Consider the following 24,585-nt stretch of genomic DNA (forward strand, 5'->3'; position numbering starts at 1 on the left):
GCCTCGGCATGGGGTGAACCGCTTGCCTGACCCCCGCTTTGCGCAAGTCATGTTTCAAAAAACCTGCCACTCAAGCCAGTGCTGAGGGTTGGGTCGAGTCAAACGGCTCGGAGGCCGAAGGCGCAGAAGGCATCAACTGCTCGAACCTTTCGCGCAGGCTGGCAGCACGTTCGGCCCCCGCGGTCATCGCTACTTCTTCAAACATGGCTTCGCCCACGTCCAGCATGCTCGCGCGGTCCTTGGCGGCGCGCAACGCCTCGCGAAACTGCTGCGCCAGCACGGGGTCGCGGCGCACAAACAGACGCTCGCAGGTGTCGAACAGGTACATGCGTGCGCCGGCCAGCGAGCGCAGGGCATCGCCGGGCTCCGGGCGCTGGATGGATGGCTTGTTGTGTGCAGCAGTTTGCGCGACGGAGGGCGGCGGTAGCTCGGCCGGGCCGGCCAGGTAACCCTGGCGCATGAGGTTGTCGACAATCTGCGCGCCGATGCCGTTGTACATGGCCTGCAAGTCGGACAGCGGTTTGCCATCCACCAGGAGCAGCAGAGAACGCTCCCGCAGGCTCAGGGTGCGGACGCCGGGCAAGAGTTCCAGGCGGGCTTTTTCGGTTTTTTGTAGCAGCATGGGGTTCTCCATTCACGGGTGAATGGCGGTGATTGCAGCAAGCCGCCATGACGCTGTGATGACCTCGCTGCCGCACAATGGCGGGCTGCCACTGGTCGTAGCATGGCTGCAAAAGCAGTATTTGCTATATATTTAATAGCTGCTTGCGCTTATCCATCAAGCGCTAGGGCCCTTTTTGATTCATATTTTGGCTGTGTGCGGGCTGCGCTCTGTTCTGGGGTGCTGGGCCCGGTGGCCTTTCTCGCGATGACCTTGCTGCTTGCCCCCATGGAGGGGCTCCTGGATTTTGTGCTGCGTGATGTGCTGACCCGCGTGGGCGGGGTGGACCGCTGCGTCTCGGAGTTCATCCGCATCGCCGGCACGCTGCTGCCGGACAAGGTGTTTCTGCGCTACGTGCCGGAGTTGCACAACGGCAGCCGCACGCTGGCCGGTGTGCCGGTGCGTGCGCAGCTGCTGGGCTCTGATCCCGTCTGCATGGCTGAGAACGCCGCACGCCTGGCGTCCCTGGGGCCCGAGGGGATCGACCTGAACTTTGGTTGCCCGGCCAAGGTTGTCAACCGCCACGGCGGGGGCGCGGCGCTGCTGCAGGAGCCCGAGCGCATCGCCACCGTGGTGGCCGCTGTGCGCCGCGCCGTGCCTCTGCACCTGCCCGTGTCCGCCAAGATGCGCCTGGGTTTCAACGACACCGGGCTGATGCGCGAATGTGCGCAGGCCATGCAGGCGGGCGGCGCTGTTGAGCTGGTGGTGCATGCCCGCACCAAGGCCGACGGCTACCGGCCCCCAGCGTATTGGGAGCACATCCCCACCATCCGCGCGGCGGTCGGCATCCCCGTGGTGGCCAATGGCGAGATCTGGACCGTGGCCGACGCGCAGCGCTGCCGCGAAGTGTCGGGCTGCGATGCGCTGATGCTCGGACGCGGCATGGTGGCTGACCCCGGACTGGCCCGGGCCATCCGCGCGTCGGATGCGGGGCAGCCCGGCGCGGACACGGTGGCCTGGGCCGACCTGCTGCCGCACCTGGCGGCCTTCTGGCAACTGGTGTGTGACGACTTGGAACCACGCCAGCGCGCGGGGCGGCTCAAACAATGGCTCAACCTCCTGCGCAGGCGCTTTCCGGAGGCCGAGGTCGCCTACCAGCACGTGCGCACGATGACGGACCAGCGGGCGATCACCGCGTGGGTGGATGCATTGCAGCCAGCCGAGGGTTGATCTAGGGATGTCCTGCATAACCCTCGCGAGTCGGTGGTAGTGCGGATCGGGATGGGCCGCAAGGCGTCTTTTTGCAGCCAATAGCCCAGCTATTGGCAAGAAAAGCAACGCAGCGAACCGCCCGAGGCCGCGCTATCACCGACCGCAGGGAGTTATGCAGGCCATCCCTAGAGCAGGTGATCCGGCGCCAGCGGGCCCAGCAGTTGCAGCATCAGCCGCAGTGGCGCGCTGGCATCGGGTTCGGTGGTGGCATCTGGCAGGCCGCTGCCCTCGGGGGCATGCCACACCAGTTGGCCGCCATCGCGCAACTGCACATGCCAAGCGGCTTCGCGCAATGCCGTTTCGATCTGCGTGGTGGCGCGGCGTGACAGGTCGCTGCTGCGGATCAGCAGCGCGATCTCCGTGTTCTGCCGCTGCGAGCGGATGTCCAGGTTCATCGAACCCACCACCAGCAGGCGGCCGTCCATGATCAGAATCTTGGAGTGCAGCATGGCGCGTGAGCTGCCGACAGAACTGGCCGCACCGCTGATACCATCACGCCCCCCCGTGCTGCCCGTGGAGCCCAGTGCCCCGCGCAGCACGCCCGTGAGCTCGCTGCGCATTTCGTACAGCTCGACGCCCATGGCCAGCAGATCGGGCCGGTGGCGCGCATAGCCTGCGTGGGCAATGGGTGCATCGTTGGAGGCCAGCGAGTTGGTGAGCACCCGCACCCGAACGCCCCGCGCGCGTGCGGCTGCAAAGGCCTGCTTCATGTCGGGCCCTGGCACGAAGTAGGGCGAAATGATGAGCAGATCGCGCCGCGCCTGTCCCATGAGGTGCAGCAGTCCATCCACCACGGTATCGGTCTGGGCATCAAGAGTTGCAGGGTCGGGGGTAGACACTGCTGCAGTGGCCGATGGGATGCCGTTGGCGGGATTGGACGCTGACGATTCGGGGGTGGCAGCGGCACCGGCCGCCACGGTCAGGGCTTCGGTGGGGGCCTTGGCTGGCGCACGCGCAGCGCCCCGCGACACGACGGCGAGGGGGGTGGCCCGGGACGGAGGCTTTTCAGGCAGCGCGGCCAGGGAGGTGCCATCGGGCGGAATCTTGGCAGGCTTGTCCACCAGCACCGCCGCAGGGGCCCAGGTGAACTGCGCTTGCGCCAGGTCCATGGGCTGGTAGTCCCAGATGCGCGCACGCTGGGCGGCGGTGGTTCGCCGGCCGTCTTGCACGGGCTGGCTGTCCGGTGCCAGGGCGCCACCCTGGCCTGCGATACGCTCGCGCTGCACGGCATCCGAGTTGCGCATGCGCTCGCGCAGAATGTCCAGTTCCTCCCGCGTGACCAGCGATTGCACGGGGTAGGCGCGCTCGTTGTTCCAATAGCTGTCGAAACTGCGGGAGAGATCCTGCACCACAGGCCCTGCGGCCAGCACGTCCAGGTCCACAAAATTGCCGGAGTCGGCATTGCCGAAATAGGCATCCCCCAAGTTGCGGCCCCCGGTGACGCCCATGGCGTTGTCGGCGATGAAGAGCTTGTTGTGCATGCGCTGCTGCACCCGCGAAAAGTCGCTCAACGCGCTGAACATGCGCCCCAGCGGCGAGCCCCGTGCCCCGGTGAGCGGGTTGAACATGCGCATCTCGATGTTGGGTACAAAGGCCAGGCGCATCACCTGCGCATCCCGGCCCACGCTGTGAAAGTCGTCCAGCAACACCCGCACACGCACGCCGCGCCGGGCTGCGGCCACCACACTGAGCAGCAGGCGCTCGGTGCTGGCGTCGGCATGGATGGCGTAGTACTGCAGGTCCAGCGTTTTCTGCGCGGCATCTACCAGCGCCAAGCGGCTGCTGTAGGCTGCCTGTGGCCCGCTGAGCAGCAGGAACCCCGAGGGGTGGCGGCCGCCTGCCGATGCCCGGCGCTCCTCCACGAGTTGGCCCAGGGGCGTCCCTGCGGGGGAGGCCAGGGCGCTCGACACCGGCCGCTCCACGTCCTTGGGCAGGCCGGCGCAGCCGCTGGTTGCGCCTGCGACGATGACGGCCAAAAGCGCCAGCCAGCCGTAGCGGGCCGTGTTGCCCAGAAACGCTGGAATGGCAGGGGTCGATAAAAGCATGGCGCGATTGTGACCTTGTGGCGGTGGCCGCGCTTGTCAGACGCGGCGCCAACTCCGCCACAGCGGCTGCCAGGTTGGCAGTGGCCTTCTCAGCGCCTCGCCGGGCTTACCAGCTCACTTCGCGGTCTGGCGTGGCGCTGATCTTGTGGATCGACAGGTCAGCCCCGTCAAATTCCTCTTCCTGCGTGAGCCGCAGGCCCACCGTGCTCTTGAGAATGCCATACACCACCAGGCCACCTACCAGCGCCCAGGCCACGCCGAGGGTGCTGCCGATCAACTGGGCCGAGAAGCTCACACCACCGAGCCCACCCAGCGCCTTGCTGCCAAAAATGCCTGCAGCCAGCCCGCCCCATGTGCCGCACAGGCCATGCAACGGCCACACGCCGAGCACGTCATCGATCTTCCAGCGGTTCTGGGTGAGCGTGAACATCACCACAAAGATTGCTCCTGCCACGGCACCCACCACCAGCGCTCCCAGCGGGTGCATCAGATCGGAGCCCGCGCACACAGCCACCAGCCCGGCCAGCGGGCCGTTGTGCACGAAGCCCGGGTCGTTCTTGCCCAGCACCAACGCCGCCAACGTGCCGCCCACCATGGCCATCAGCGAGTTCACGGCCACCAGGCCGGAGAGCTTGTCCACGGTTTGCGCGCTCATCACATTGAAGCCGAACCATCCCACCACCAGCACCCAGGCGCCCAGCGCCAAAAACGGGATGTTGGAAGGCGGGTGGGCAGAGATGGCGCCATCTTTACGGTAGCGGTTGGCGCGCGAGCCCAGCAGGATCACGGCCGGCAGGGCGATCCACCCGCCCATGGCATGCACGACGATGGAGCCCGCAAAGTCGTGGAACTCTTCGCCCGTCAGTCCCTTGATCCAGGCCTGCACCCCAAAGTGCTGGTTCCAGGCAATGCCTTCAAAGAACGGATAGACAAACCCCACAATGACCGCCGTGGCCATCAGCTGGGGCCAGAACTTGGCCCGCTCCGCGATCCCGCCCGACACAATCGCCGGAATGGCAGCCGCAAAAGTGAGCAGGAAGAAGAACTTGACCAGTGCGTAGCCGTTTTGCTGCGCCAGCGATTCCGCGCTCACAAAGAAATGCGTGCCATAGGCCACGCTGTAGCCCACCACAAAATACACCACGGTGGACACCGAAAAGTCCACCAGGATCTTGACCAGCGCATTCACCTGGTTCTTTTTGCGAACCGTGCCCAGTTCCAGAAAGGCAAACCCTGCATGCATGGCCAGCACCATGATGGCCCCCAGAAGAATGAACAGGGCATCAGTGCCCTGTTTGAGTGCTTCCATAACGTCCTCGCGCGATTGGTTGATCTGTTCTGGTGCGTTTCGAGCCTAGCTACCAGATTTGCACCAAGTTGAAGCAAAAATCGCGCCAAAGAATGGTGCGTTGTTTTGCACTGTTTTGGTGTGGTGCGGAAAGGACTGGGGAGGAGAGGTGGCAATGGGCCGTGCCGCGAGGGTCGTCGCCGCCCAGCAGCGATGACGACGGCGCGAGCGCGCAACTGCCATCCAGTGAAAGTCGCGAGGTATCTGGCTTGTGCAAAGCCCAAGTTTTGAGCGAGTTTGGCGCTGGTGTCTTTGTGAGAGTTTTTTTAGTATCAAAACGCAGCCGCCTTGCCGAGGCTGTCGTCTTCTGCGGAGGTGGGCTGAGCTGGGTGGTGGTGGCGGGTCATCTTTGTGCTGCGAGGGTGAGTGCCCCTTGCGGCTGGGGGCTTGCGTTGTTTTGCAGGCACTTCCCACTTGGCTGCGCCCGCAGAGCCCACCAGCTGCTGTTGTTCGGTCGTTGCCCCACCCATTTTTTACCTTCCGCATGGCGAAGCCCGTGCCTGTCGGGAGTGTGGGGTGGGGGAGTTAGAAACTGTCGCGTCCCTGCACCCGTGCCACAACACGCAAGTCCGCGCCCAAGGTCTCTACGGACTTGAATTCCAGCGCCAGCCCATCGGCCAAGGCCGTCAACGGGCCAAAGTCTGCAATTCCCCGTCCCGCACCCAAAAGCCGTGGTGCCAGGTACAGCAACAGCTCATCGACAAGGCCTTCTCGGACCAGAGAGCCATTGAGCTTGTGCCCAGCCTCTACATGCAGCTCGTTGATGCCCCGTTGGCCCAGGTCCTGGAGCATTGCCGAAAGATCGACCTTGCCGTTCGCGTTGGGCAGGTGGATCACCGTAGCACCACAGGCTTGCAAAGCTGTCTTCTTGGTTTCGTTGTCAGAGGCTGTGTAGACATAACAATCGCGCCCTTTCATCAGCAGATTGGCGTCGGTCGGCAACTGCAACTGGCTGTCCACCACCACCACATGGGGCTGGCGTGGCGTGGGAACTTCGCGGACGTCTAGCCGGGGGTTGTCATCCAGCACGGTGCCAATGCCCGTCAATACAGCGCACGCCCTGGCCCTCCACGCGTGTCCATCCGCCCGCGCAGCGCGTGACGTGATCCACTGGCTGGCGCCATTGTTCAGGGCGGTGGTGCCATCCAGCGAGCTTGCAACTTTCAGCCGCACCCAGGGTGTACCCCGGATCATGCGGCTGAAAAAACCAATGTTGAGTTCTCGGGATTCTTCAGCCCCCGGGCCGACCACGACCTCCACCCCTGCCGCACGCAGCCGGTCAAACCCGCGCCCGCCTACCAGGGGGTTGGGGTCTGCCAACGAAGCAACCACTTTGGCAATGCCAGCCTGGATCAGCGCATCACAGCAAGGTCCCGTTCGCCCTTGGTGGGAGCAGGGCTCCAGGGTGACACAGGCCGTAGCGCCCAGGGTGTCCAGTCCCCTATCCTTGGCATCACGCAGCGCCATGACTTCAGCGTGCGGGCCGCCAGCGCGCTGCGTCGAGCCTTGGCCTATGACCTCGCCACCGGGAGAAACAAGGACGCAACCAACACGCGGGTTGGGGTTGGAAACAAAAAGCGCTTGGGTTGCGAGCCCAAGCGCTTGGTGGGTGTGGGATGGCGCTAAATCAATCATGGCGCCCGGGATAGTAGCTCAGAGGCTATTTGTTCCAGCATTCTGCCGCAGTGATACCGGTCAGATTGATTGCGTCACGCATACCTGTGCTGGTGAGAGTGAAGTCTCCGCACCGATCTGTTGCTTGAGGGCCAGGTGCTCGGCGGGTTGCAATCAAGGTGTAGGCTGAGTTGGTATTTCCTGCTTGAAAACTAATCGTGTATCGCTTGGTGGTGTCCCCAACCCACGTAAGGTGTGCCGGCAGTACGACTGGATATGTTCCAGTGGCTGTTGACGCACGCTCGAGCCATTGCTGTGCTTGTAACAGTCCGGCACGGGCGTCTGCACGGTGCCCACGACGAATGTACTCATTGTAGCTAGGCATGGCTATGGCTGTGAGAATGCCAATAATGGCCACCACAACCATGATCTCGACGAGCGTAAAGCCACGGTGTTGTCGTTTCATATAAAAACTACTCCTGATGGAGATTGAGCTTAGCGCAGTTGCCGCCAGCTTGGGCGCATGCTCTGCTCTGGGAACGTTGCGTTGTCCTCGCCGTCTTCGGTGCCGTCGGCCTTTTTGCCACTGATACGAATTTTGTCTCCGCGTTGAATCATTGTGTGCGAGCCTGCGGCCACTGACATGCGGGAAGCTCCCATGTCAGAGGTTAGGTTGTACTTGCCATCCCCATTGGTGTCCATGATCTGCACGCTCGGGCGTTTGCCGTCCATGATGTTGATCAGAGTCCAATACTGACGTTCCTTTTCCACAGAGCCCGCTTCGCAAGTCTCCACACTGTTGTCCACCAGTGAGCCTTTGGCGGGGATTTGAGAGAACACCGACAGCATGTTGCTGCTGTCATAAAACTCCATAGGCTTGAGCAGGCGTTCGCGTGTTTCAGGCAGATCCATGTACCAACCCTTGTTGGTGGTCCAGTCCAACGCCGTAGTTGCATCGATAGTCCAGAACTGACGACCATCGCGCGTAAAGACGGATGTAGTGGGAATCTGGCGCTGTACCAAACTCGCCTGGGTTACAGGTGTTGGTAAGTCGTCGGTGGACTTCACCAGCTCCTCACACGCGGTGTCTGAAGTGGAAGCGCAGACTGCTACGCGATCCTTTTTAGCCCCAGTCAGCTTGTAACTCGTGTTGTCTAGCACAGAGTAAAGTGTTTGTTTGTTGGCATTCTGTGGGTCGTCGGTAGCGATGTTGCGTCCGGTTCCAAAAGCCACCATCATGCCGCCCACGGCCACAGTCTTCTTTTTGCCGCCCCCAGCGTCAATTTCTTTCTTGCGATCATTGGCGCGCACTGTAGGCACTGCTGTAATGGACTGCGCCAGGGTACGAGAGTTGGGCGAGCCCTCTGTTCCTCCCTTGGCGGTAAACAGCGGCACCCCGTTGGTGGTGTGGTTGGTGGTGCTATCGGCCAGGCTGCCCCAGCGTGCTACGCCCCATTTGCTCTCGTCCCTGTCCGCAATGAGAAACTTCCATACATTGCCTTTCAGGTCGCCCGCATAGACCACATCAGGACGGCCATCACTGTTGATGTCTACCAAGCGCGGGGCAGATAGACCGTTGTCGGTCGTGTTGGTGTGGCTGCCCGTTGCTGTTGTGCCCGTTGCTACCAGCCGCAACAACTCCTTGCCACCGTCCAGGTATTGCACTAGCAGCACGGGCCGTTCGCTCTTGCTGTTGTAGCCATTGCCCATCACCGCAGCCCAGCGATCATTGTTCATGCGCACAATTTGCGTGGTGCGCTGTGGGTTGTTCTCGTCAAGCACAGGTTTGGCGAAGATGTGACCCATGTCGGCGGCTGCCAAACAAGCCTCTTTATTCGCCGCAGGGGTGATGGCTGTGTCTTCGCAAGCTGCGACGGTCGCCACGGATTCGCTCGCATGGCGCGTTTTGTCCATCACTACAATCTGTTGGGCATTGGCTTCTGTAAAGTCGCCTGGGGCTGGTGCTGTAGTGCCTGGGTTCGTAACGTTCAGTACAAAGTAGCCCTTGCCGCCCGCTCCCAGGGTGCCCACCAGCAGGGTGCGCCAATCCGGAGCGTAAATGCCGTAGTCGGGGTCGCTAGGGTCTTTGCCCCCGTTGACATCCACATCGCCACTCATGGCGGAACCATCCACATAATAGCGATGATTGTCGTTGTAGTCGGTATCTGCCAAACGCCCCAATACAGGGATCACCCCTTTGGGCACATAAGCCAACTTTTCAACACCGTCTACCCCTGAAAAGCCATGCAGCATGCCGTCGTTCCCACCAACGTAGATCATTGGCAGACGGGTTTTGTGTGCCCGAGTGAAGGCCGCGTAACCCTTCCATGCATAGTTGCTTGATGGCGCTCCGACATACCATACTTCCGAGTTAACGATATCGCCCTGGCGTGATTTTCTTTCTCTGAATGGTTTGGTGGCGGTGTAGTTGGGAGGCGTGGCCGTGCCCTCTTTGGTGCGATCACCGCGGATATAGTTAAGCCGATCTTGTCCGAGCGTATCGCTACTACCGTCCTTCTTGAGATTTAAGAGGTTCTTCTGTGCTGTACTGAGATTGCTTTCGTCGGCTGCCCATCGGAAAGGAATACCTCCCTTTTCCTGACTAGTCGCCAGGTTAGTTTGGGTGCTATAGCTCAGAATCAGGCGGCTACTAACGCTGAATCCTGCTTCGTCAAGAAGTTCTGCCGTGTTTTTTCCAGCCCAGCCGGGCGTAGGAACCGTAGTTCCGTCCGGCTTCACTGTTTCGGCAGTGACATAACCTCTCCAAGCTTCTGCTGGTATATAGTTTGCAATATATTTGGCAACATCATTCCGTGAGGCATTGCTCCCGCTGGTGGCCGTGGACCCTCGATCAGGTTCAGTGGCCGTACTGATGTCGCCGATGATCAGGCGAAATGCTTTGGCCAGATCCTCACCCTTCTCTACAGAGAAAAAACGACCTCGGCCATTGATTGCGGTGTGCCACATGTCGTGGCCCCTGTCCTTACTCTGGGCTTTCCATGAGTAGGTACCATTTGCGTATTCAGCAAAACTTCCGTCAAAGTCGTACGGCAGCAAGGAGGAAGGCGCGGTAATTGTTCCCTGATCAGTGCCTGCATTGTTGTAGTTTCTCTTGGGAGCCGCATCGGTACTAAAGCCAATGGTGTAGGTGACCATGTGTGGCCAGGTGGCAGGGTTGTAGCGTGGATTCCAATATTTATTCAGTGTGGCAGTGGAGTTGGTCACCCTGTTCTTAAAGGTTTCTGTAGCTGGAGCGGTGTTGTAATCAGATCGTGGCGTGACAGAGCCTGTCAGACCACTGGTTTTCAACGGGTCCGACCAGCTTTTGAATGCCCAGTCAGCAATGGTGGTGTAGTTTTCGGTGTCGCGATAAACCCGGGTGTCAGTATTCGCACTGTTGTACTGCGTGTTATCACCTGCAAAAGTGATATTTTGGTTGTCATAGTTGCGCGGCGTTGTTTGCCGCTCTGTGCCATTCCAGCCACCATCGGTCAACAAAATGTGGAAGTTACGCCGGCATCCAAGATATGGCGTGCTGGTTGTTCCCGGTACAGAAGCCCACGGGCCATTCTGGTGCAATGTAGCCCGCATGTATTGGTCGGCCCGTTGCACCATATCGTGGGTAGGTGTGTTGGTGCAGGCCGTGTAATTGTTCATGTACGAGAGGAAATTCGACCGGTGTGTCGTATCCAGCTTCCGCATGACATTCTTGTTGGTGGCTGTAGTGGCCGACGCTGCAGCTGCATTCAAATCTGGCGCCCAAGCTACCCCTCCCACTTTTGTGCAGTTGCCCATGGTTTGCCATGCAAACCGGATCTTCCCATCAGGCAGTAAGCTGGTGTCACTGAAAACTTCTATCAGCGACTCCTTGAGTACCTGCGTGCGGGTCTTCGTATTCCCAATCATGTCCTTAGCGTTCATACTCGTCGAATCGTCGAGCGAGATGATGATGTTGGGTGCCACATAGGGCTCCTTGGTGCCAGGCGGGGACTGGGAAAAATCCAACGCCCAACTGGCGTGTGGTGCCAACGCCGCGCCAACGGCCATGGCAATCAGGTTCTTTTTGAAATATCTATGGTTGCGAACGGCTTGGGGCATGGTGTGCTCCTGATCGAATGGAGGTAAGTTAAGCTTTAGTGCTTTTGCATCAAGCGACAAAAACTATCATTTTTGAACTTGCAGCTAGTTCTTGACCTTTTGGCGGGCGTAGGTCTGTTGCAGCACGGCCATCGTTACCGGGACGTCGACCCCTGCTTGGCGTCTTACTTTGCGTCCATAGGCTATAGCGGTAATGCGGTATACGACATTGGGTCGCATATTCAGTGGCAAATGATTTGGACCTCCGGAAATCAAAGCGCCTTTATCTGAATCCGATATGTAGGGCAAAACCTCAATCCAGTACCAGCCGCCCCGGTTGTTGGCTGACTGGTCTCTCAAAATAGGATTGCCTTTGGGCTCGTTGGGGTCGGAGCTCAGTTGCGCACCACTGTATTGGCCGTAGCGCGCACCCACTGTATCGACGGTCATTTCAGCCAGCGTGAAGTCAACTAGGGGGTCTGCTTTGTCGCTGGCGTTATTCCAGAAATCCTGACGCCCTGTCCGCTTCAGGCAAAGTCCATTCATGCAGCGAGGCCCGGTGGTGATGTTTTCTAGATCGGCCAACAATACGGCCGCCTCGGATGTTTCTAAGGGAACTTGCGCAACGTTAGATCTTCCTCCGCGACACGCTGTAGGTGTTGGAATGCGGCAGTCGCTACCGTCCGCCTTTTCTCCGCGGATGTCGAGTTCGGCATCCTGTATCAGTGCCTGTGCAGCCTCAAAAGCGCGCTGGTAATCGGCATCGTTCCCAACCACCATTTCGCTAAACATGGAGGTGCGCGATGCCCATAGTGCTAGCAGCATCGAAAGCATCACAAAAACAATAACAACAAACAGTGCTACACCTCTTTGGCGTTGCGGCTGTCGTGAGTAGTAATGGGGGAAGGGCATGCGTTGCATGGCAATACTGTGGGTGGGTTAGCCTGACAGCCCTTGGCTGCGCAGTTGGTAGACGTTCCGGAACACCATGTGCACCCGCTGGTTTCGGGGTTCTGCCAATGTGATCAGGTCCACTGGCGTGGCGCCGTCGCAGTCTGTGTAGGTGCTTCCTGCAGGAAGATTCAATTTCTCACTGCCGTAAAGTACCAGGCAGACTTCCACAGCAAACACCTGGGCCCAGCCCGGGGTGCCGGGAGCGCCTACGGTAGCCGCATTGACATAACGCAGGTTGGGGTTGCCTGTGCCTGCGGCCGTTTGCATCAGGTAACGAACCTGGAAGTTGGCTACGTTCCTAATAATCGGCTGAGGTGCACCGGTGCCAGCGCAACGCAATTCGTTCGTTGCTGCATTCAACACAAATTGGCTTCGAAGCAGGGTGGAGGTGCCCTCTTCACCCAGGCAGTCGCGCAACACGGATTCAGGCGCCGGGGGCGCACTAGGATCCTTGCGTAGATAAACGTTTTCTTTGTAGTTGCGATAACCTGTGGTCAATTTGTATTCGCTGGCTCCGGGGGAGTCCAGCCCGCTCAGCGTATCTGACGACAAGGTGAATGAGCTGGTGCCGTCGGTGTAGTCAGTCTCAAACGCCACTGCCTCGCCTGCTAGCACTGGAGTGTTGTCATCCAGTTGGGCCGCCGATAACTTGAGCTTGATGGACCCAGACTGCCGCAGCTGTGAGCCAATGACGCGAAAGGCGTAGGAGGCTTGCTGCTGAAGGTCGCTGACATCACCCACACTGCTAGTGACGCCGCGCGACACCATGAGCGCACCCATCGCCACGGCGATCGTGAGCAGGCCAATTGTGATGCCAACCAGCAGCTCAAGCAGCGTCACGCCGCGCTGAGTGTTGGGCCTTAAAGTGGAGTATTTCATGCCGGGCTTGCCTGATAGAAAAATGAAGCGAGTAGAGTCAGACGATGTCAGGACTGCGGCCCTGGGCAGAAATACTTCACAGTGAAGTCGGCAAAGTAAGGGGCGCAACGGCTACCGACAGGTATGTATTGGAGGTGGCAGGTGTACCTAGGTGTAGATGTGGGGCTGGCGTTGCAGAGAGGTGCCCCCGCATCGCCCCCCAGATTGTTTGCCGTTGTCAGTAAATCTGCGAGATACGCGTTGTCGGTGCTGCGCTCGTTTTCGCGCCATCGGATCATCACGCCCAATTGGCGGCGGCTACCGGCTACGGTTTCGGCTGGCGCAAAAAAAACGGCGGCATCACCCAATGGGAGGCTTCGCTCCAGTGTGCGTTTCCATTCGCGCAAGTCATAAGCCGCAAACTCTGCGTGTGTGCACTCGGTGGCGCCCTGGCAGAGCTTGGCGGCTTGCGGGGTGGGGGCGGGACCGGCGCGCCAGCCGACGGTATAGCTGTCAATATTCCCCAGTGCATTGGGATGGGTTTTCATGCGCTCGCTCAGATCCTCAATCAGGCGAATGGCTTGTGCGCGGTAGGCGCTCGTTTGGGTGTCGCTGAGGGTTCGCATCTGCATACCCAGAACGCCAACGATGCCCAGTGCTGCAACTACTATGGCGGCAAGGGATTCGATAAGCGTGATACCGCGCTGCTGACGTGGGGCGATGTGTGGCATGGGGTTTAGCCGGCTGTGCATGGCAGTTCTTCGGATTTGATGGTTCTGATTCGTCCCCCAGAACTTACGCAAAGGCCGCGAGCAGCCAGATCAGAAATGTTTTTATTGTGGGGAACTAGGCTGAAGCCGACGAAGGGGCCTGTGATCCGGCCCCAACGATCAAATTGCATACTTGCAGAATTGGCTGTGCGCGTAACCTGAGTGTTCCGTGGGGCAGTAAATCTCTGTAAAACTTCTTCGCCTGCGTCGAAAACTCCGTTGCTATTCGTGTCTACAAAAACGAACCAACCGCAATCCCAATCAGCATTACCTGGAGCAAGTGTGCAGCCGTCAGTGCCTGTAGGGTTCTTGCGGATTGAGATGGTACTCGCTCGCTTGATAGCTTCCGCGCGTGCATAGTAGATGCTGGATTCCAGGCCTTTAAGTGCCTGCTGTACGCGCCAGCGCTCAATGATTGGATTAAAGCTGGGTAGTGCCAGTGCGGCCAGAATGGCCACTATCAAAACGACCACCATCAACTCAACGATAGTGAACCCACGGTTGGCCCGTGAGTAGCTTGTGCTGAGGTTGCGCCACAGGAAGCGAGCGCGATAAGAGGTTTGCATTTGCTGCATGGCGAAATACTATTTGGATTTTTCTGATACCGTTCGTCTGCACTTGATGAGTGGCATTGACTTGGCGATGAGCGGCGTCTGACGGGAGAACTACCGCGTGTAACCCCTGCATGCCCCAGCGTTGTGCATGCCTTTGCATTCGCGATACATCCTTCGATCGCGCTCGGCAGGTGTTTCTTCAGAGGCACTTCGTTGGTGGGTTACTTTGGTCACACCTTTTTTCTTCGTAGAACTGCTGGTCGTGGCAATTTGGTTGTTTTGGGTGCTTTTGGCCCAAGTGATTTCGGGGCTGGCCAGCAAGCAGAAGGCCATTGCGACAGGAGCTGTGGAGAGAGCAATGTGTTGCCGGGAGAGTCGGAAAAGTCTGCGCGCTCTGTTTGCATAGGCTTGCGTCATTGGAGGCTTTCTGTGTCACTGGGTGATTGTGGTGTTGGTTGCGAGTTGGGTGCGAGTTGGGTGCGAGTGTTCTAGATCGTGTCCTGCTTGGCAAGGTCCAATTGCTACCGGGGCTATAATCACTAGGTTTTGCATGGTGCAAGACGCACGCCTGCAGCCGTTCCAGCCGCTGGCGCAAGTAAAAACCACGGCCCAGCTTCCTTTGCGGGCCTTATCAAGGAAAAACAATGATCGCATCCTCCATCAAGGCCGAAGTCGTCAAGGCGAACGCCCGTGCTGCCAATGACACTGGTAGCCCAGAAGTGCAGGTGGCCCTGCTGACCGCCCGCATCAACGAACTGACCCCCCACTTCAAGACGCATGCCAAGGACCACCATGGTCGCCGTGGCCTGCTGCGCATGGTGAGCCGTCGTCGCAAGCTGCTGGACTACCTGAAGGCCAAGGACGCTGACCGTTACACCGCGCTGATCGCCAAGCTGGGTCTGCGCAAGTAATTGCAATCGCATGCGAAAACGCCTGGGTTAGTCCGCTAGCTCAGGCGTTTTTTACTTCGGAGTCGCAAAACAGAGCGAAGCTGTGTCATTCCAATGAAGTTGCCGCCATGGGTTGGTGTGCAGGTTCCCTGGAATGGCATCGTGTTCTGAATTGCTCTCCAAGCCAATCTGGTAGAGCACTACCAGCTATTAAAACAGGAGCTGAACATGAGCATTTTCAACAAAGTCACCAAGACCTTCCAGTGGGGTGACAAGACCGTCATCATGGAAACGGGTGAGATCGCCCGCCAAGCCTCCGGCGCTGTGCTGGTGAACATTGATGACACCGTGGTGCTGGCCACCGTGGTGGCATCCAAGGGTGCCAAGCCAGGACAGGACTTCTTCCCCCTGACGGTGGACTACATCGAGAAGACCTACGCTGCAGGCAAGATCCCTGGCAGCTTCTTCAAGCGCGAAGCCAAGCCCAGCGAGCACGAAACCCTGACCAGCCGTCTGATCGACCGTCCGATCCGCCCGCTGTTCCCCGAAGGTTTCTTCAACGAAGTGCATGTGGTGATCCACACGGTGTCGCTGAACCCAGAGGTGGACGCTGACATCGCAGCCCTGATCGCTACCAGTGCAGCCCTGGCCATCTCTGGCATCCCGTTCAACGGTCCTATCGGCGCCGCACGCGTGGGCTACATCAAGGGCGAATACGTGCTCAACCCTGGTCAGACTGCGCGCAAGAACTCGCAGATGGATCTGGTGGTGGCAGGTACCGAGGCCGCCGTGCTGATGGTGGAATCCGAAGCGCAACAACTGTCCGAAGAAATCATGCTCGGCGCTGTGGTGTTTGGCCACGAGCAAGGCAATGTGGCCATCAACGCCATCCACGAACTGGTGCGCGATGCTGGCAAGCCCGTATGGCAGTGGGAAGCCCCTGCCAAGGACGAAACCCTGATCGCCAAAGTGGTGGCCCTGGCCGACGACAAGCTGCGCGCTGCCTACCAGATCCGCAACAAGCAAGCCCGCACGCAGGCTTGCCGCGAAGCTTATGCGGCCGTGATGGCAGCCTTGAAGGCTGAGGGTGTCGAGTTCGACGCTGTCAAGGTTGAAGGCATGCTGTTCGATATCGAAGCTGGCATCGTGCGCAGCCAGATCCTAGCCGGCGAGCCCCGGATCGATGGCCGCGACACGCGCACCGTGCGCCCTATCGAAATCCGTGGCAGCGTACTGCCCCGCGCCCATGGCTCGTCGCTCTTCACGCGTGGCGAAACCCAGGCGCTGGTGGTGACCACGCTGGGCACCGAGCGCGACGCTCAGCGCATTGATGCGCTGGCTGGCGAGTATGAAGACCGCTTCATGATGCACTACAACATGCCTCCCTTTGCCACCGGTGAAGTGGGTCGCATGGGTTCGACCAAGCGCCGCGAAATCGGCCACGGTCGTCTGGCCAAGCGCGCTCTGATTGCCGTGTTGCCGACGAAGGAAGAATTCCCCTACACCATGCGCGTGGTGTCCGAAATCACCGAATCCAACGGCTCGTCGTCGATGGCCTCGGTCTGCGGTGGCTGCCTGTCGCTGATGGACGCGGGCGTTCCGATGAAGGCGCATGTGGCGGGTATCGCCATGGGCCTGATCAAGGATGCCAACCGTTTTGCCGTGTTGACCGACATTCTGGGTGATGAAGATCATCTGGGTGACATGGACTTCAAGGTGGCGGGTACCACGGCTGGTATTACTGCGCTGCAGATGGACATCAAGATCCAGGGCATCACCAAGGAGATCATGCAGGTCGCCCTGGCCCAGGCCAAGGAAGCGCGCATGCACATCCTGGGCAAGATGCAAGAGGCCATGGGTGAAGCCAAGACTGAGGTGTCGAACTTTGCGCCCAAGCTCTACACGATGAAGATCAACCCCGAGAAGATCCGTGACGTGATCGGCAAGGGCGGCGCGGTGATCCGTGCGCTGACCGAAGAAACCGGCTGCCAGATCAACATCGAGGAAGACGGCACCATCACCATCGCCGCCACTGACGCAGCCAAGGCCGACGAGGCCAAGAAGCGCATCGAGCAGATCACGGCCGAAGTCGAAATTGGCAAGATCTACGAAGGCCCTGTGACCAAGATCCTGGACTTCGGCGCACTGATCAATCTGCTGCCCGGCAAGGATGGTCTGCTGCACATCAGCCAGATTGCCCACGAGCGCGTTGAACGCGTGGGCGATTACCTGACCGAAGGCCAGATCGTGAAGGTCAAGGTCATGGAAACCGACGAGAAGGGCCGCGTCAAGCTGTCGATGAAGGTGCTGGCCGATCGTCCTGCCGGCGGCAGCGACCGTCCTGCTCCAGCAGAGCGCGGCGACCGCGAACCACGCCGTGACCATGGTCGTGACGGGAGCCGTCAGCCCGCGGATCAACAGCAACAGCAACAGTCCTTGCCTTCGGACAGCGGTTCCGGGCAGATTGTCGGTTGATCGGATTTTTGCTATTGATTTTGTAGCTGCTTGTGCTTTTAAATAAAGTGCTGGCAGCCAAAATCACTCAAAAATTGACCGTCCCATGAATCGCAATATGCGTGCTGTCGAGATCACTTCCTTTGGTGGACCCGAGGTCTTGCGCCTGGGTGAGCGCCCCGTGCCGCAGGCGGGTGTCGGTGAGCTGCTGATCCGTGTGGCTGCCAGCGGTATCAACCGCCCCGATGTGCTCCAGCGGATGGGGCACTATGCCCCTCCGTCTGGAACGTCTGACCTGCCGGGCCTGGAAGTTGCGGGAGTGGTGGAGTCGGGGGATGCTGCAGCCATGGCCGAGGCGGGTATCCGGGTGGGTGACCGCGTCTGTGCGCTGGTGGCGGGTGGTGGTTATGCCCAATGGTGCGTGGCGCCTGTGGTGCAGTGCCTGCCGGTGCCTGATGGCTTTAGCGATGTCGAGGCTGCATCACTGCCCGAGACGTTCTTCACCGTGTGGAGCAATGTGTTCGACCGGGGGCATCTGCAGGCGGGTGAAAGCTTGCTGGTGCAAGGCGGTACCAGTGGTATTGGCGTGACGGCTGTTCAATTGGCGCGGGCCTTTGGCGCAACGGTCATTGCAACTGCAGGTAGCGACGAAAAGTGTGCGGCATGCCTGCAGCTGGGGGCCCACGAGGCCATCAACTACAAGACGCAGGATTTTGTGGCAGAAGCCAATCGCATTACGCAGGGCAAAGGCGTGGATGTGGTGCTGGACATGGTGGCAGGTGACTACGTGGCGCGCGAGGTGCAGTGCCTGGCTGAGGACGGCCGCATTGTCATCATTGCGGTGCAGGGGGGCATCAAGAGCGACTTCAATGCGGGTTTGGTGCTGCGCCGCCGGTTGACCATTACTGGCTCCACCTTGCGTCCGCGTTCTGTGGCATTCAAGGGGGCGATTGCGCGTGCATTGCGCGAGCATGTGTGGCCTCTGCTGGTGGCGGGGCGTGTGCGGCCCGTCATTCACAGCACATTTGCGGCGACAGAGGCTGCTAAGGCCCACGCGCTGATGGAGTCAAATCAGCACATTGGCAAGATTGTTTTGACGTGGTGATCATGAAAAACAAGAGAAAACTCATCGCAGGCAACTGGAAGATGAACGGCAGTCTGGCTGCCAACGATGCTTTGCTGAAAGGCATCTTGGCGGGGCTGGCTTACGCGGTTTGTGACGTGGCCGTTGCGGTGCCGGCGCCTTATCTGGCGCAGGTGCAGGCTGCTGCGTTGGGGTCTTTGGTGGCGGTGGCTGCCCAGGATGTATCGCAGCACGAAGCAGGTGCCTACACCGGAGAGGTGTCGGCCGCCATGTTGAAAGACTTTGGTGTGCGGTACGCGCTCGTGGGGCATTCAGAGCGCCGCCAATACCATGGTGAAACCGACGTGGTGGTCGCCGAGAAAGCGCAGCGCGCACTGGCGGCAGGTATCACGCCTATCGTCTGCGTGGGCGAGACTCTTCAGGAGCGCGAAGCTGGGCAGACCGAGGTGGTGGTCAAGCGTCAATTGGCGGCTGTGATCCACCTCAATGGTCACTGCATCAGCGAAGTGGTGGTGGCTTACGAACCGGTCTGGGCCATTGGCACGGGCCGCACGGCGTCGCCTGAGCAGGCGCAGGCAGTGCATGCAGTGCTGCGGGCACAGCTGTCTGCGGCCAGCGAGCATGCGGATCGAATCCGCCTGCTGTACGGCGGCAGCATGAATGCGGCCAATGCCGCCCAGTTGCTTTCCCAGCCGGATATCGATGGCGGCCTTGTTGGCGGTGCCTCGCTGAAAGCGCCCGATTTCCTTCAAATCATTGCGGCCGCCCGTTGAGGCTGCCCTTCAAACTATTCAATCAGGAGTGAACAGAGAATGAACGTGATCGTGAATGTGGTGTTGGCTGTGCAGATGCTGACGGCCTTGGGGATGATTGGCCTGATCCTGATCCAGCATGGCAAGGGTGCCGATATGGGCGCAGCGTTTGGCAGTGGCAGTTCCGGAAGCCTGTTTGGTGCCAGCGGTAGCGCCAACTTCTTGTCGCGCACTACGGCGGTGCTGGCTGCGGTGTTTTTTGTGGCAACGCTGGCACTGGCCTATTTCGGCAATGCGCGTCCTGCCAGTTCGGGTAGCGTGCTGGAAAATCCCGCTGCTGCAGTGCCTGCAGGTGCGCCTTCGTTGTCGGCTTCGGATGCTGCTGTGGCTCCTGCCGTGCCCGCCTCGGGTGCAGCGCAGATCCCCACCAAATAATCTGCACTAAATTGGGCTCCGTAAGCCGAAGCAGGGTTTTTCCGGAGTAGAATTCTGGATTGTCTGGAAAGCCAAAACCGCAAGGTTCCTCATGCCATCCAGATGCAAAAATCAGCCGTCGTGGTGAAATTGGTAGACACGCTATCTTGAGGGGGTAGTGGCGAAAGCTGTGCGAGTTCGAGTCTCGCCGACGGCACCAAAACAAAGGCCTGCCTGCATGACCCGGCTCGGGTCCTGACGGGCAAGGCCACAGCGGTGAGCACATCCTCAAGATGAACCTCGATCAGTACCTCCCCGTCCTTTTGTTCATCTTGGTCGGCATCGCCGTAGGCGTTGTCCCCCTTGTACTCGGCTACATACTGGGCCCCAACCGCCCGGATGCCGCGAAGAACTCTCCCTACGAATGTGGCTTTGAAGCCTTCGAGGATGCGCGCATGAAGTTTGATGTGCGCTACTACCTTGTGGCCATTCTCTTCATTCTGTTCGATCTCGAAATTGCATTCCTCTTCCCATGGGCGGTGACGCTGCATGAGGTGGGGGTCGCTGGTTTCGTGGCGGTCGTTATTTTCCTGGCCATTCTGGTTGTGGGTTTTGCCTACGAGTGGAAAAAGGGTGCCCTGGATTGGGAATGAGCGAGCCTCAACAAGGATGATGCAATGATTGAAGGCGTGATGAAGGAAGGCTTCATCACCACGAGTTACGACTCGGTGGTGAATTGGGCCAAGACCGGCTCTCTGTGGCCGATGACATTCGGCTTGGCTTGCTGTGCCGTCGAAATGATGCATGCTGCGGCGGCGCGTTACGACATCGGTCGTTTTGGGGCGGAGGTGTTCCGCGCGAGCCCGCGCCAGTCTGACCTCATGATTGTGGCCGGCACGCTGTGCAACAAGATGGCGCCTGCGTTGCGCAAGGTGTACGACCAGATGTCCGAGCCGCGTTGGGTGTTGTCGATGGGCTCGTGTGCCAACGGCGGCGGCTACTACCACTACAGCTACTCCGTGGTGCGTGGTTGCGATCGCATTGTTCCGGTGGATGTCTACGTGCCAGGTTGCCCGCCCACGGCGGAGGCTTTGATCTACGGGATCATCCAGCTGCAGCAGAAGATTCGCCGTACCAACACCATTGCTCGTGTCTGAAGGGTTGATGATGACCGCTGTTGCCATTCGGCCTGAAAAACTCAAAGACAATATTGCCGCCGCCCTGGGGGCGATGGTGCGTCAGATCACGGTGGCGTTGGATGAGGTCACCTTGGTCGTTGATGCGGCTGACTACCTCGAATCCATGCGCGTGTTGCGTGACGCTGAAGGTTGCCGCTTTGAGCAACTGATCGATTTGTGTGGCGTGGACTATTCGGCATATGCCGATGCCGTGCGTGAAGGCCCCCGGTACTGCGTGGTCTCGCACCTGTTGTCCGTCAGTCTGAATCAGCGTGTGCGGGTCAAGGTGTTCTGCGCCGATGATGATTTTCCGGTGGTGGCCTCGGTCTCCGACCTGTGGAACTCCGCCAACTGGTACGAGCGCGAAGCGTTTGATCTGTTCGGTATTGTGTTCGACGGCCACAATGACCTGCGCCGTATCCTGACCGACTACGGCTTCATTGGCCATCCCTTCCGCAAAGACTTTCCGCTGTCTGGTCATGTTGAGATGCGCTACGACGCAGAGCTGCGCCGGGTGGTTTACGAACCCGTGTCGATCGAGCCGCGGGAGATCACGCCGCGCATCATCCGCGAAGACAAGTACGGAGGCCTGCACTAAGGCGCCCGCGCCCCATGTGAACCACCATGGCTGAAATCAAGAACTATTCCCTGAACTTTGGTCCGCAGCATCCGGCGGCGCACGGTGTGCTGCGCTTGGTGCTGGAGCTCGATGGCGAAGTCGTACAGCGGGCCGACCCGCACATCGGCCTCCTGCACCGTGCCACCGAAAAGCTGGCCGAACACAAGACCTACATCCAGTCGCTGCCCTACATGGACCGATTGGACTACGTTTCGATGATGTGCAATGAGCACGCCTACTGCTTGGCCATCGAAAAGCTGCTGGGCCTGGAAGTGCCCCTGCGTGCGCAGTACATCCGCGTGATGTTTTCGGAAATCACGCGCCTGCTGAACCACCTGATGTGGTTGGGTTCGCATGGCAACGACTGTGGCAGCTCCACCATTCTGATCTACACCTTCCGCGAGCGCGAAGACCTGTTCGACATGTACGAAGCCGTCTCTGGCGCGCGCATGCATGCAGCGTATTTCCGTCCAGGCGGTGTGTACCGTGACCTGCCGGACTCCATGCCGCAATACAAGGTCAGCAAGATCAAGAACGCCAAGGCCCTGGAGGCCATGAACCAGAACCGCCAAGGTTCTTTGCTTGATTTCATCGACGACTTCACCAAGCGCTTCCCCGGTTGCGTAGACGAGTACGAGACCCTGCTGACCGACAACCGTATCTGGAAGCAGCGCACCGTGGGTATTGGTGTGGTGCCACCCGAGCGTGCGCTGAACCTGGGCATGACCGGCCCCATGATCCGTGGCTCCGGTATTGCCTGGGACCTGCGCAAGACCCAGCCGTACGATGTTTACGACCGTGTGGACTTCGATGTACCCGTGGGCAAGACAGGTGACTGCTACGACCGCTATCTGGTGCGCGTGCAGGAAATGCGCGAATCCAATCGCATCATCAAGCAGTGTGTGGATTGGCTCAAAGCCAATCCGGGTCCTGTCATTACTGACAATCACAAGGTGGCTGCGCCCGCTCGTGAATCCATGAAGTCCAACATGGAGGAGTTGATCCACCACTTTAAGCTTTTCACTGAAGGGTTTCACGTGCCCGAGGGTGAGGCTTATGCTGCGGTGGAGCATCCCAAGGGCGAGTTTGGCATCTACCTGGTGAGCGACGGCGCCAACAAACCGTACCGCCTCAAGATCCGTGCGCCTGGTTTCGCGCACCTGGCCACGCTGGACGAAATGGCTCGCGGCCACATGATTGCGGACGCCGTGGCCATCATTGGCACCATGGATATCGTGTTCGGAGAGATTGACCGATGATTACCGAATCGACCCGCGCGCGTTTTGCGCGTGAAGTGGCCAAGTACCCCGCCGAGCAGAAGCAGTCTGCAGTGATGGCCTGCCTGTCTATCGTGCAACAGGAGCAGGGGTTTGTCAGTGCTGAAAGTGAAGCGGTGATTGCCGAGTATCTGGGCATGGCCCAGATCGCCGTGCATGAAGTCACGACCTTCTACAACATGTACAACCAGCAGCCGGTGGGCAAGTACAAGCTCAACGTGTGCACCAACTTGCCTTGTCAGCTGCGCGACGGACAGAAGGCGCTGCACCACCTTGAAAAGAAGCTTGGTGTGACCATGGGCGAGACCACGGCCGATGGCCTGTTCACCCTGCAGCAGTGTGAGTGCCTGGGCGCCTGCGCCGATGCGCCCGTGATGCTGGTCAACGACCGCACGATGTGCAGCTTCATGGACAACGACAAGCTCGACCAGTTGGTCGACGGCCTGCGTGCGGCGGAGGGACAAGCATGACCACCGCTGCACAGATCCTCTCGCAGTTCCAGGCCACGGGCGTCCAGACCTGCTTCCACGACCGCCACATCAACCCGCAGATCTACGCGGGCCTGGATGGTGCGAACTGGAGCATCAAGGACTACGAAGCGCGCGGCGGCTATGCTGCGCTGCGCAAGATCCTGGGCACCGATGGCGGTGAACCGCTCACGCAGGACCAGGTCATCGCCACTGTCAAGGAATCCGGCCTGCGCGGCCGTGGCGGTGCGGGTTTCCCCACCGGCCTCAAGTGGAGCTTCATGCCCCGCTCGTTCCCAGGCCAGAAGTACCTCGTGTGCAACTCCGATGAAGGCGAGCCTGGCACGTGCAAGGATCGCGACATCCTTCAGTTCAACCCGCACATCGTTATCGAAGGCATGATCATCGCGGCCTACGCGATGGGCATCTCTGTGGGCTACAACTACATCCACGGTGAAATCTTCCAGACCTACGACCGCTTTGAAGAAGCGTTGGAAGAAGCGCGCGCAGCCGGTTACCTGGGTGACAAGATCCTTGGCAGCAACTTCAGCTTCCAGCTGCATGCGGCGCATGGCTTCGGTGCCTATATCTGTGGCGAAGAAACTGCGCTGCTCGAATCGCTCGAAGGCAAGAAGGGCCAGCCGCGCTTCAAGCCGCCGTTCCCTGCCAGCTTCGGTCTGTACGGCAAGCCCACCACCATCAACAACACGGAGACCTTCGCGGCCGTGCCGTGGATCATCCGCAATGGCGGCCAAGCCTACTTGGAGTGTGGCAAGCCCAACAACGGTGGCACCAAGATCTTCTCGGTTTCGGGCGATGTGGAAAAGCCCGGCAACTACGAAGTGCCCATGGGCACGCCTTTTGCCAAGCTGCTCGAACTGGCCGGTGGCGTGCGCAAGGGGCGCCAGCTCAAGGCAGTGATTCCCGGTGGCTCCTCGTCCCCGGTGCTGCCTGCCTCCATCATCATGGAATGCACGATGGATTACGACTCCATTGCAAAGGCTGGCTCCATGCTGGGTTCGGGCGCTGTGATCGTGATGGACGATTCCCGCAGCATGGTCGAGAGTCTGCTGCGCCTGTCGTACTTCTATTCCCACGAATCCTGTGGCCAGTGCACGCCATGCCGTGAAGGCACGGGCTGGATGTGGCGCGTGATCGACCGTATTCAGCACGGTCAGGGGCGCGAAGGCGATCTGGACCTGCTCAATTCTGTGGCAGACAACATCCAGGGGCGCACGATCTGTGCGCTGGGCGATGCCGCTGCCATGCCTGTGCGCGCCATGATCAAACATTTCCGTCCCGAGTTTGAGGCACTGATCCGGAACAAGGCCCCGCAGGCCGCGACCTCCGTCTGATC

Annotated in this window: 22 protein-coding genes and 1 tRNA gene; 13 read left to right on the forward strand and 10 right to left on the reverse strand. The window is 59.7% G+C overall.

From position 1 onward, the window contains the following. Nucleotides 1-70 precede the first annotated feature (70 nt). Nucleotides 71-622 (reverse strand): hypothetical protein, encoded by a 552-nt coding sequence (locus KW832_RS15360; protein ID WP_218300585.1) that lies wholly within the window; start codon nt 620-622, stop codon nt 71-73. A 246-nt stretch (nt 623-868) separates the two neighbouring features. Between KW832_RS15360 and KW832_RS15365 the strand changes: the two genes are divergently transcribed. Further along, complete coding sequence (locus KW832_RS15365; protein WP_218300586.1) at nt 869-1,831, forward strand: tRNA-dihydrouridine synthase; 963 nt, start codon at nt 869-871, stop codon at nt 1,829-1,831. 167 nt (nt 1,832-1,998) lie between these two features. Here KW832_RS15365 and KW832_RS15370 read toward each other — a convergent pair whose 3' ends face one another. From KW832_RS15370 to KW832_RS15410, 9 genes are all read right to left on the reverse strand, one after another. Next, a complete protein-coding gene (locus KW832_RS15370) occupies nt 1,999-3,918 on the reverse strand; it encodes a phospholipase D family protein (RefSeq protein ID WP_218300587.1) in 1,920 nt (639 codons plus the stop codon). Between the two features lie 106 nt (nt 3,919-4,024). After that, nucleotides 4,025-5,227, reverse strand: a complete 1,203-nt coding sequence (locus tag KW832_RS15375) for an ammonium transporter (RefSeq protein ID WP_055393202.1) — start codon at nt 5,225-5,227, stop codon at nt 4,025-4,027. A 564-nt stretch (nt 5,228-5,791) separates the two neighbouring features. Beyond that, entirely contained in the window at nt 5,792-6,901 is a 1,110-nt protein-coding gene (ribD, locus tag KW832_RS15380; RefSeq protein WP_218300588.1) for a bifunctional diaminohydroxyphosphoribosylaminopyrimidine deaminase/5-amino-6-(5-phosphoribosylamino)uracil reductase RibD, read from the reverse strand. Nucleotides 6,902-6,926: 25 nt separating this feature from the next. Beyond that, complete coding sequence (locus KW832_RS15385; RefSeq protein WP_176886585.1) at nt 6,927-7,346, reverse strand: type IV pilin protein; 420 nt, start codon at nt 7,344-7,346, stop codon at nt 6,927-6,929. Nucleotides 7,347-7,375: 29 nt separating this feature from the next. Then, nucleotides 7,376-10,978, reverse strand: coding sequence for a pilus assembly protein (locus KW832_RS15390; RefSeq protein WP_218300589.1), 3,603 nt, complete (start codon nt 10,976-10,978; stop codon nt 7,376-7,378). Nucleotides 10,979-11,062: 84 nt separating this feature from the next. After that, entirely contained in the window at nt 11,063-11,878 is an 816-nt protein-coding gene (locus tag KW832_RS15395) for a PilX N-terminal domain-containing pilus assembly protein (RefSeq protein WP_255484970.1), read from the reverse strand. A gap of 18 nt (nt 11,879-11,896) precedes the next feature. After that, nucleotides 11,897-12,790 carry a PilW family protein gene (locus KW832_RS15400; protein ID WP_176886583.1) on the reverse strand — a complete coding sequence of 298 codons (894 nt, stop codon included), beginning with the start codon at nt 12,788-12,790 and terminating at the stop codon, nt 11,897-11,899. A 47-nt stretch (nt 12,791-12,837) separates the two neighbouring features. Beyond that, entirely contained in the window at nt 12,838-13,500 is a 663-nt protein-coding gene (pilV, locus tag KW832_RS15405) for a type IV pilus modification protein PilV (RefSeq protein ID WP_255577765.1), read from the reverse strand. Nucleotides 13,501-13,505: 5 nt separating this feature from the next. Continuing rightward, nucleotides 13,506-14,114: a GspH/FimT family pseudopilin gene (locus KW832_RS15410; protein ID WP_255577766.1), complete on the reverse strand. Its 609-nt coding sequence runs from the start codon at nt 14,112-14,114 to the stop codon at nt 13,506-13,508. 623 nt (nt 14,115-14,737) lie between these two features. Here KW832_RS15410 and rpsO point away from each other — a divergent pair. The 12 genes from rpsO to nuoF all read left to right on the forward strand — a co-directional run bounded on the left by rpsO (nt 14,738) and on the right by nuoF (nt 24,583). Beyond that, on the forward strand, nt 14,738-15,004 hold the full coding sequence (gene rpsO, locus KW832_RS15415) for a 30S ribosomal protein S15 (RefSeq protein ID WP_005793232.1): 267 nt from the start codon (nt 14,738-14,740) through the stop codon (nt 15,002-15,004). A 207-nt stretch (nt 15,005-15,211) separates the two neighbouring features. Continuing rightward, complete coding sequence (gene pnp / locus KW832_RS15420) at nt 15,212-17,458, forward strand: polyribonucleotide nucleotidyltransferase (RefSeq protein WP_218300591.1); 2,247 nt, start codon at nt 15,212-15,214, stop codon at nt 17,456-17,458. 97 nt (nt 17,459-17,555) lie between these two features. Continuing rightward, nucleotides 17,556-18,542, forward strand: coding sequence for an NAD(P)H-quinone oxidoreductase (locus KW832_RS15425; RefSeq protein ID WP_218300683.1), 987 nt, complete (start codon nt 17,556-17,558; stop codon nt 18,540-18,542). Nucleotides 18,543-18,544: 2 nt separating this feature from the next. Then, the gene (gene tpiA / locus KW832_RS15430) at nt 18,545-19,294 is read left to right on the forward strand and encodes a triose-phosphate isomerase (RefSeq protein ID WP_218300592.1); all 750 of its coding nucleotides are present in this window, start codon (nt 18,545-18,547) and stop codon (nt 19,292-19,294) included. 39 nt (nt 19,295-19,333) lie between these two features. Further along, on the forward strand, nt 19,334-19,708 hold the full coding sequence (gene secG / locus KW832_RS15435) for a preprotein translocase subunit SecG (protein WP_055393223.1): 375 nt from the start codon (nt 19,334-19,336) through the stop codon (nt 19,706-19,708). 114 nt (nt 19,709-19,822) lie between these two features. After that, nucleotides 19,823-19,907: transfer RNA gene (locus KW832_RS15440), tRNA-Leu, on the forward strand. 73 nt (nt 19,908-19,980) lie between these two features. After that, nucleotides 19,981-20,340 (forward strand): NADH-quinone oxidoreductase subunit A, encoded by a 360-nt coding sequence (locus tag KW832_RS15445; RefSeq protein ID WP_056061547.1) that lies wholly within the window; start codon nt 19,981-19,983, stop codon nt 20,338-20,340. A gap of 24 nt (nt 20,341-20,364) precedes the next feature. Further along, nucleotides 20,365-20,844 (forward strand): NADH-quinone oxidoreductase subunit B family protein, encoded by a 480-nt coding sequence (locus KW832_RS15450; protein WP_007849129.1) that lies wholly within the window; start codon nt 20,365-20,367, stop codon nt 20,842-20,844. A gap of 10 nt (nt 20,845-20,854) precedes the next feature. Next, nucleotides 20,855-21,463, forward strand: a complete 609-nt coding sequence (locus KW832_RS15455) for an NADH-quinone oxidoreductase subunit C (protein WP_218300593.1) — start codon at nt 20,855-20,857, stop codon at nt 21,461-21,463. A 26-nt stretch (nt 21,464-21,489) separates the two neighbouring features. Continuing rightward, the gene (locus KW832_RS15460) at nt 21,490-22,743 is read left to right on the forward strand and encodes an NADH-quinone oxidoreductase subunit D (RefSeq protein ID WP_182119480.1); all 1,254 of its coding nucleotides are present in this window, start codon (nt 21,490-21,492) and stop codon (nt 22,741-22,743) included. Next, on the forward strand, nt 22,740-23,231 hold the full coding sequence (nuoE, locus tag KW832_RS15465) for an NADH-quinone oxidoreductase subunit NuoE (protein ID WP_055393230.1): 492 nt from the start codon (nt 22,740-22,742) through the stop codon (nt 23,229-23,231). The genes KW832_RS15460 and nuoE overlap by 4 nt, the downstream gene beginning before the upstream one ends. Continuing rightward, nucleotides 23,228-24,583, forward strand: a complete 1,356-nt coding sequence (gene nuoF / locus KW832_RS15470) for an NADH-quinone oxidoreductase subunit NuoF (RefSeq protein ID WP_218300594.1) — start codon at nt 23,228-23,230, stop codon at nt 24,581-24,583. The genes nuoE and nuoF overlap by 4 nt, the downstream gene beginning before the upstream one ends. Nucleotides 24,584-24,585 lie beyond the last annotated feature (2 nt).

Origin of the sequence: Acidovorax sp. sif0632 (assembly GCF_019218805.1) — a bacterium.
Classification (GTDB): Bacteria; Pseudomonadota; Gammaproteobacteria; order Burkholderiales; family Burkholderiaceae_C; genus Acidovorax; species Acidovorax facilis.

What these genes read in the sequence shown, in the direction of transcription:
- KW832_RS15360 (WP_218300585.1), bottom strand. Translation starts at nt 622, where the DNA reads ATGCTGCTACAAAAAACCGAAAAAGCCCGCCTGGAACTCTTGCCCGGC.
- KW832_RS15365 (WP_218300586.1), top strand. Translation starts at nt 869, where the DNA reads ATGACCTTGCTGCTTGCCCCCATGGAGGGGCTCCTGGATTTTGTGCTG.
- KW832_RS15370 (WP_218300587.1), bottom strand. Translation starts at nt 3,918, where the DNA reads ATGCTTTTATCGACCCCTGCCATTCCAGCGTTTCTGGGCAACACGGCC.
- KW832_RS15375 (WP_055393202.1), bottom strand. Translation starts at nt 5,227, where the DNA reads ATGGAAGCACTCAAACAGGGCACTGATGCCCTGTTCATTCTTCTGGGG.
- ribD (WP_218300588.1), bottom strand. Translation starts at nt 6,901, where the DNA reads ATGATTGATTTAGCGCCATCCCACACCCACCAAGCGCTTGGGCTCGCA.
- KW832_RS15385 (WP_176886585.1), bottom strand. Translation starts at nt 7,346, where the DNA reads ATGAAACGACAACACCGTGGCTTTACGCTCGTCGAGATCATGGTTGTG.
- KW832_RS15390 (WP_218300589.1), bottom strand. Translation starts at nt 10,978, where the DNA reads ATGCCCCAAGCCGTTCGCAACCATAGATATTTCAAAAAGAACCTGATT.
- KW832_RS15395 (WP_255484970.1), bottom strand. Translation starts at nt 11,878, where the DNA reads ATGCAACGCATGCCCTTCCCCCATTACTACTCACGACAGCCGCAACGC.
- KW832_RS15400 (WP_176886583.1), bottom strand. Translation starts at nt 12,790, where the DNA reads ATGAAATACTCCACTTTAAGGCCCAACACTCAGCGCGGCGTGACGCTG.
- pilV (WP_255577765.1), bottom strand. Translation starts at nt 13,500, where the DNA reads ATGCCACACATCGCCCCACGTCAGCAGCGCGGTATCACGCTTATCGAA.
- KW832_RS15410 (WP_255577766.1), bottom strand. Translation starts at nt 14,114, where the DNA reads ATGCAGCAAATGCAAACCTCTTATCGCGCTCGCTTCCTGTGGCGCAAC.
- rpsO (WP_005793232.1), top strand. Translation starts at nt 14,738, where the DNA reads ATGATCGCATCCTCCATCAAGGCCGAAGTCGTCAAGGCGAACGCCCGT.
- pnp (WP_218300591.1), top strand. Translation starts at nt 15,212, where the DNA reads ATGAGCATTTTCAACAAAGTCACCAAGACCTTCCAGTGGGGTGACAAG.
- KW832_RS15425 (WP_218300683.1), top strand. Translation starts at nt 17,556, where the DNA reads ATGCGTGCTGTCGAGATCACTTCCTTTGGTGGACCCGAGGTCTTGCGC.
- tpiA (WP_218300592.1), top strand. Translation starts at nt 18,545, where the DNA reads ATGAAAAACAAGAGAAAACTCATCGCAGGCAACTGGAAGATGAACGGC.
- secG (WP_055393223.1), top strand. Translation starts at nt 19,334, where the DNA reads ATGAACGTGATCGTGAATGTGGTGTTGGCTGTGCAGATGCTGACGGCC.
- KW832_RS15445 (WP_056061547.1), top strand. Translation starts at nt 19,981, where the DNA reads ATGAACCTCGATCAGTACCTCCCCGTCCTTTTGTTCATCTTGGTCGGC.
- KW832_RS15450 (WP_007849129.1), top strand. Translation starts at nt 20,365, where the DNA reads ATGATTGAAGGCGTGATGAAGGAAGGCTTCATCACCACGAGTTACGAC.
- KW832_RS15455 (WP_218300593.1), top strand. Translation starts at nt 20,855, where the DNA reads ATGACCGCTGTTGCCATTCGGCCTGAAAAACTCAAAGACAATATTGCC.
- KW832_RS15460 (WP_182119480.1), top strand. Translation starts at nt 21,490, where the DNA reads ATGGCTGAAATCAAGAACTATTCCCTGAACTTTGGTCCGCAGCATCCG.
- nuoE (WP_055393230.1), top strand. Translation starts at nt 22,740, where the DNA reads ATGATTACCGAATCGACCCGCGCGCGTTTTGCGCGTGAAGTGGCCAAG.
- nuoF (WP_218300594.1), top strand. Translation starts at nt 23,228, where the DNA reads ATGACCACCGCTGCACAGATCCTCTCGCAGTTCCAGGCCACGGGCGTC.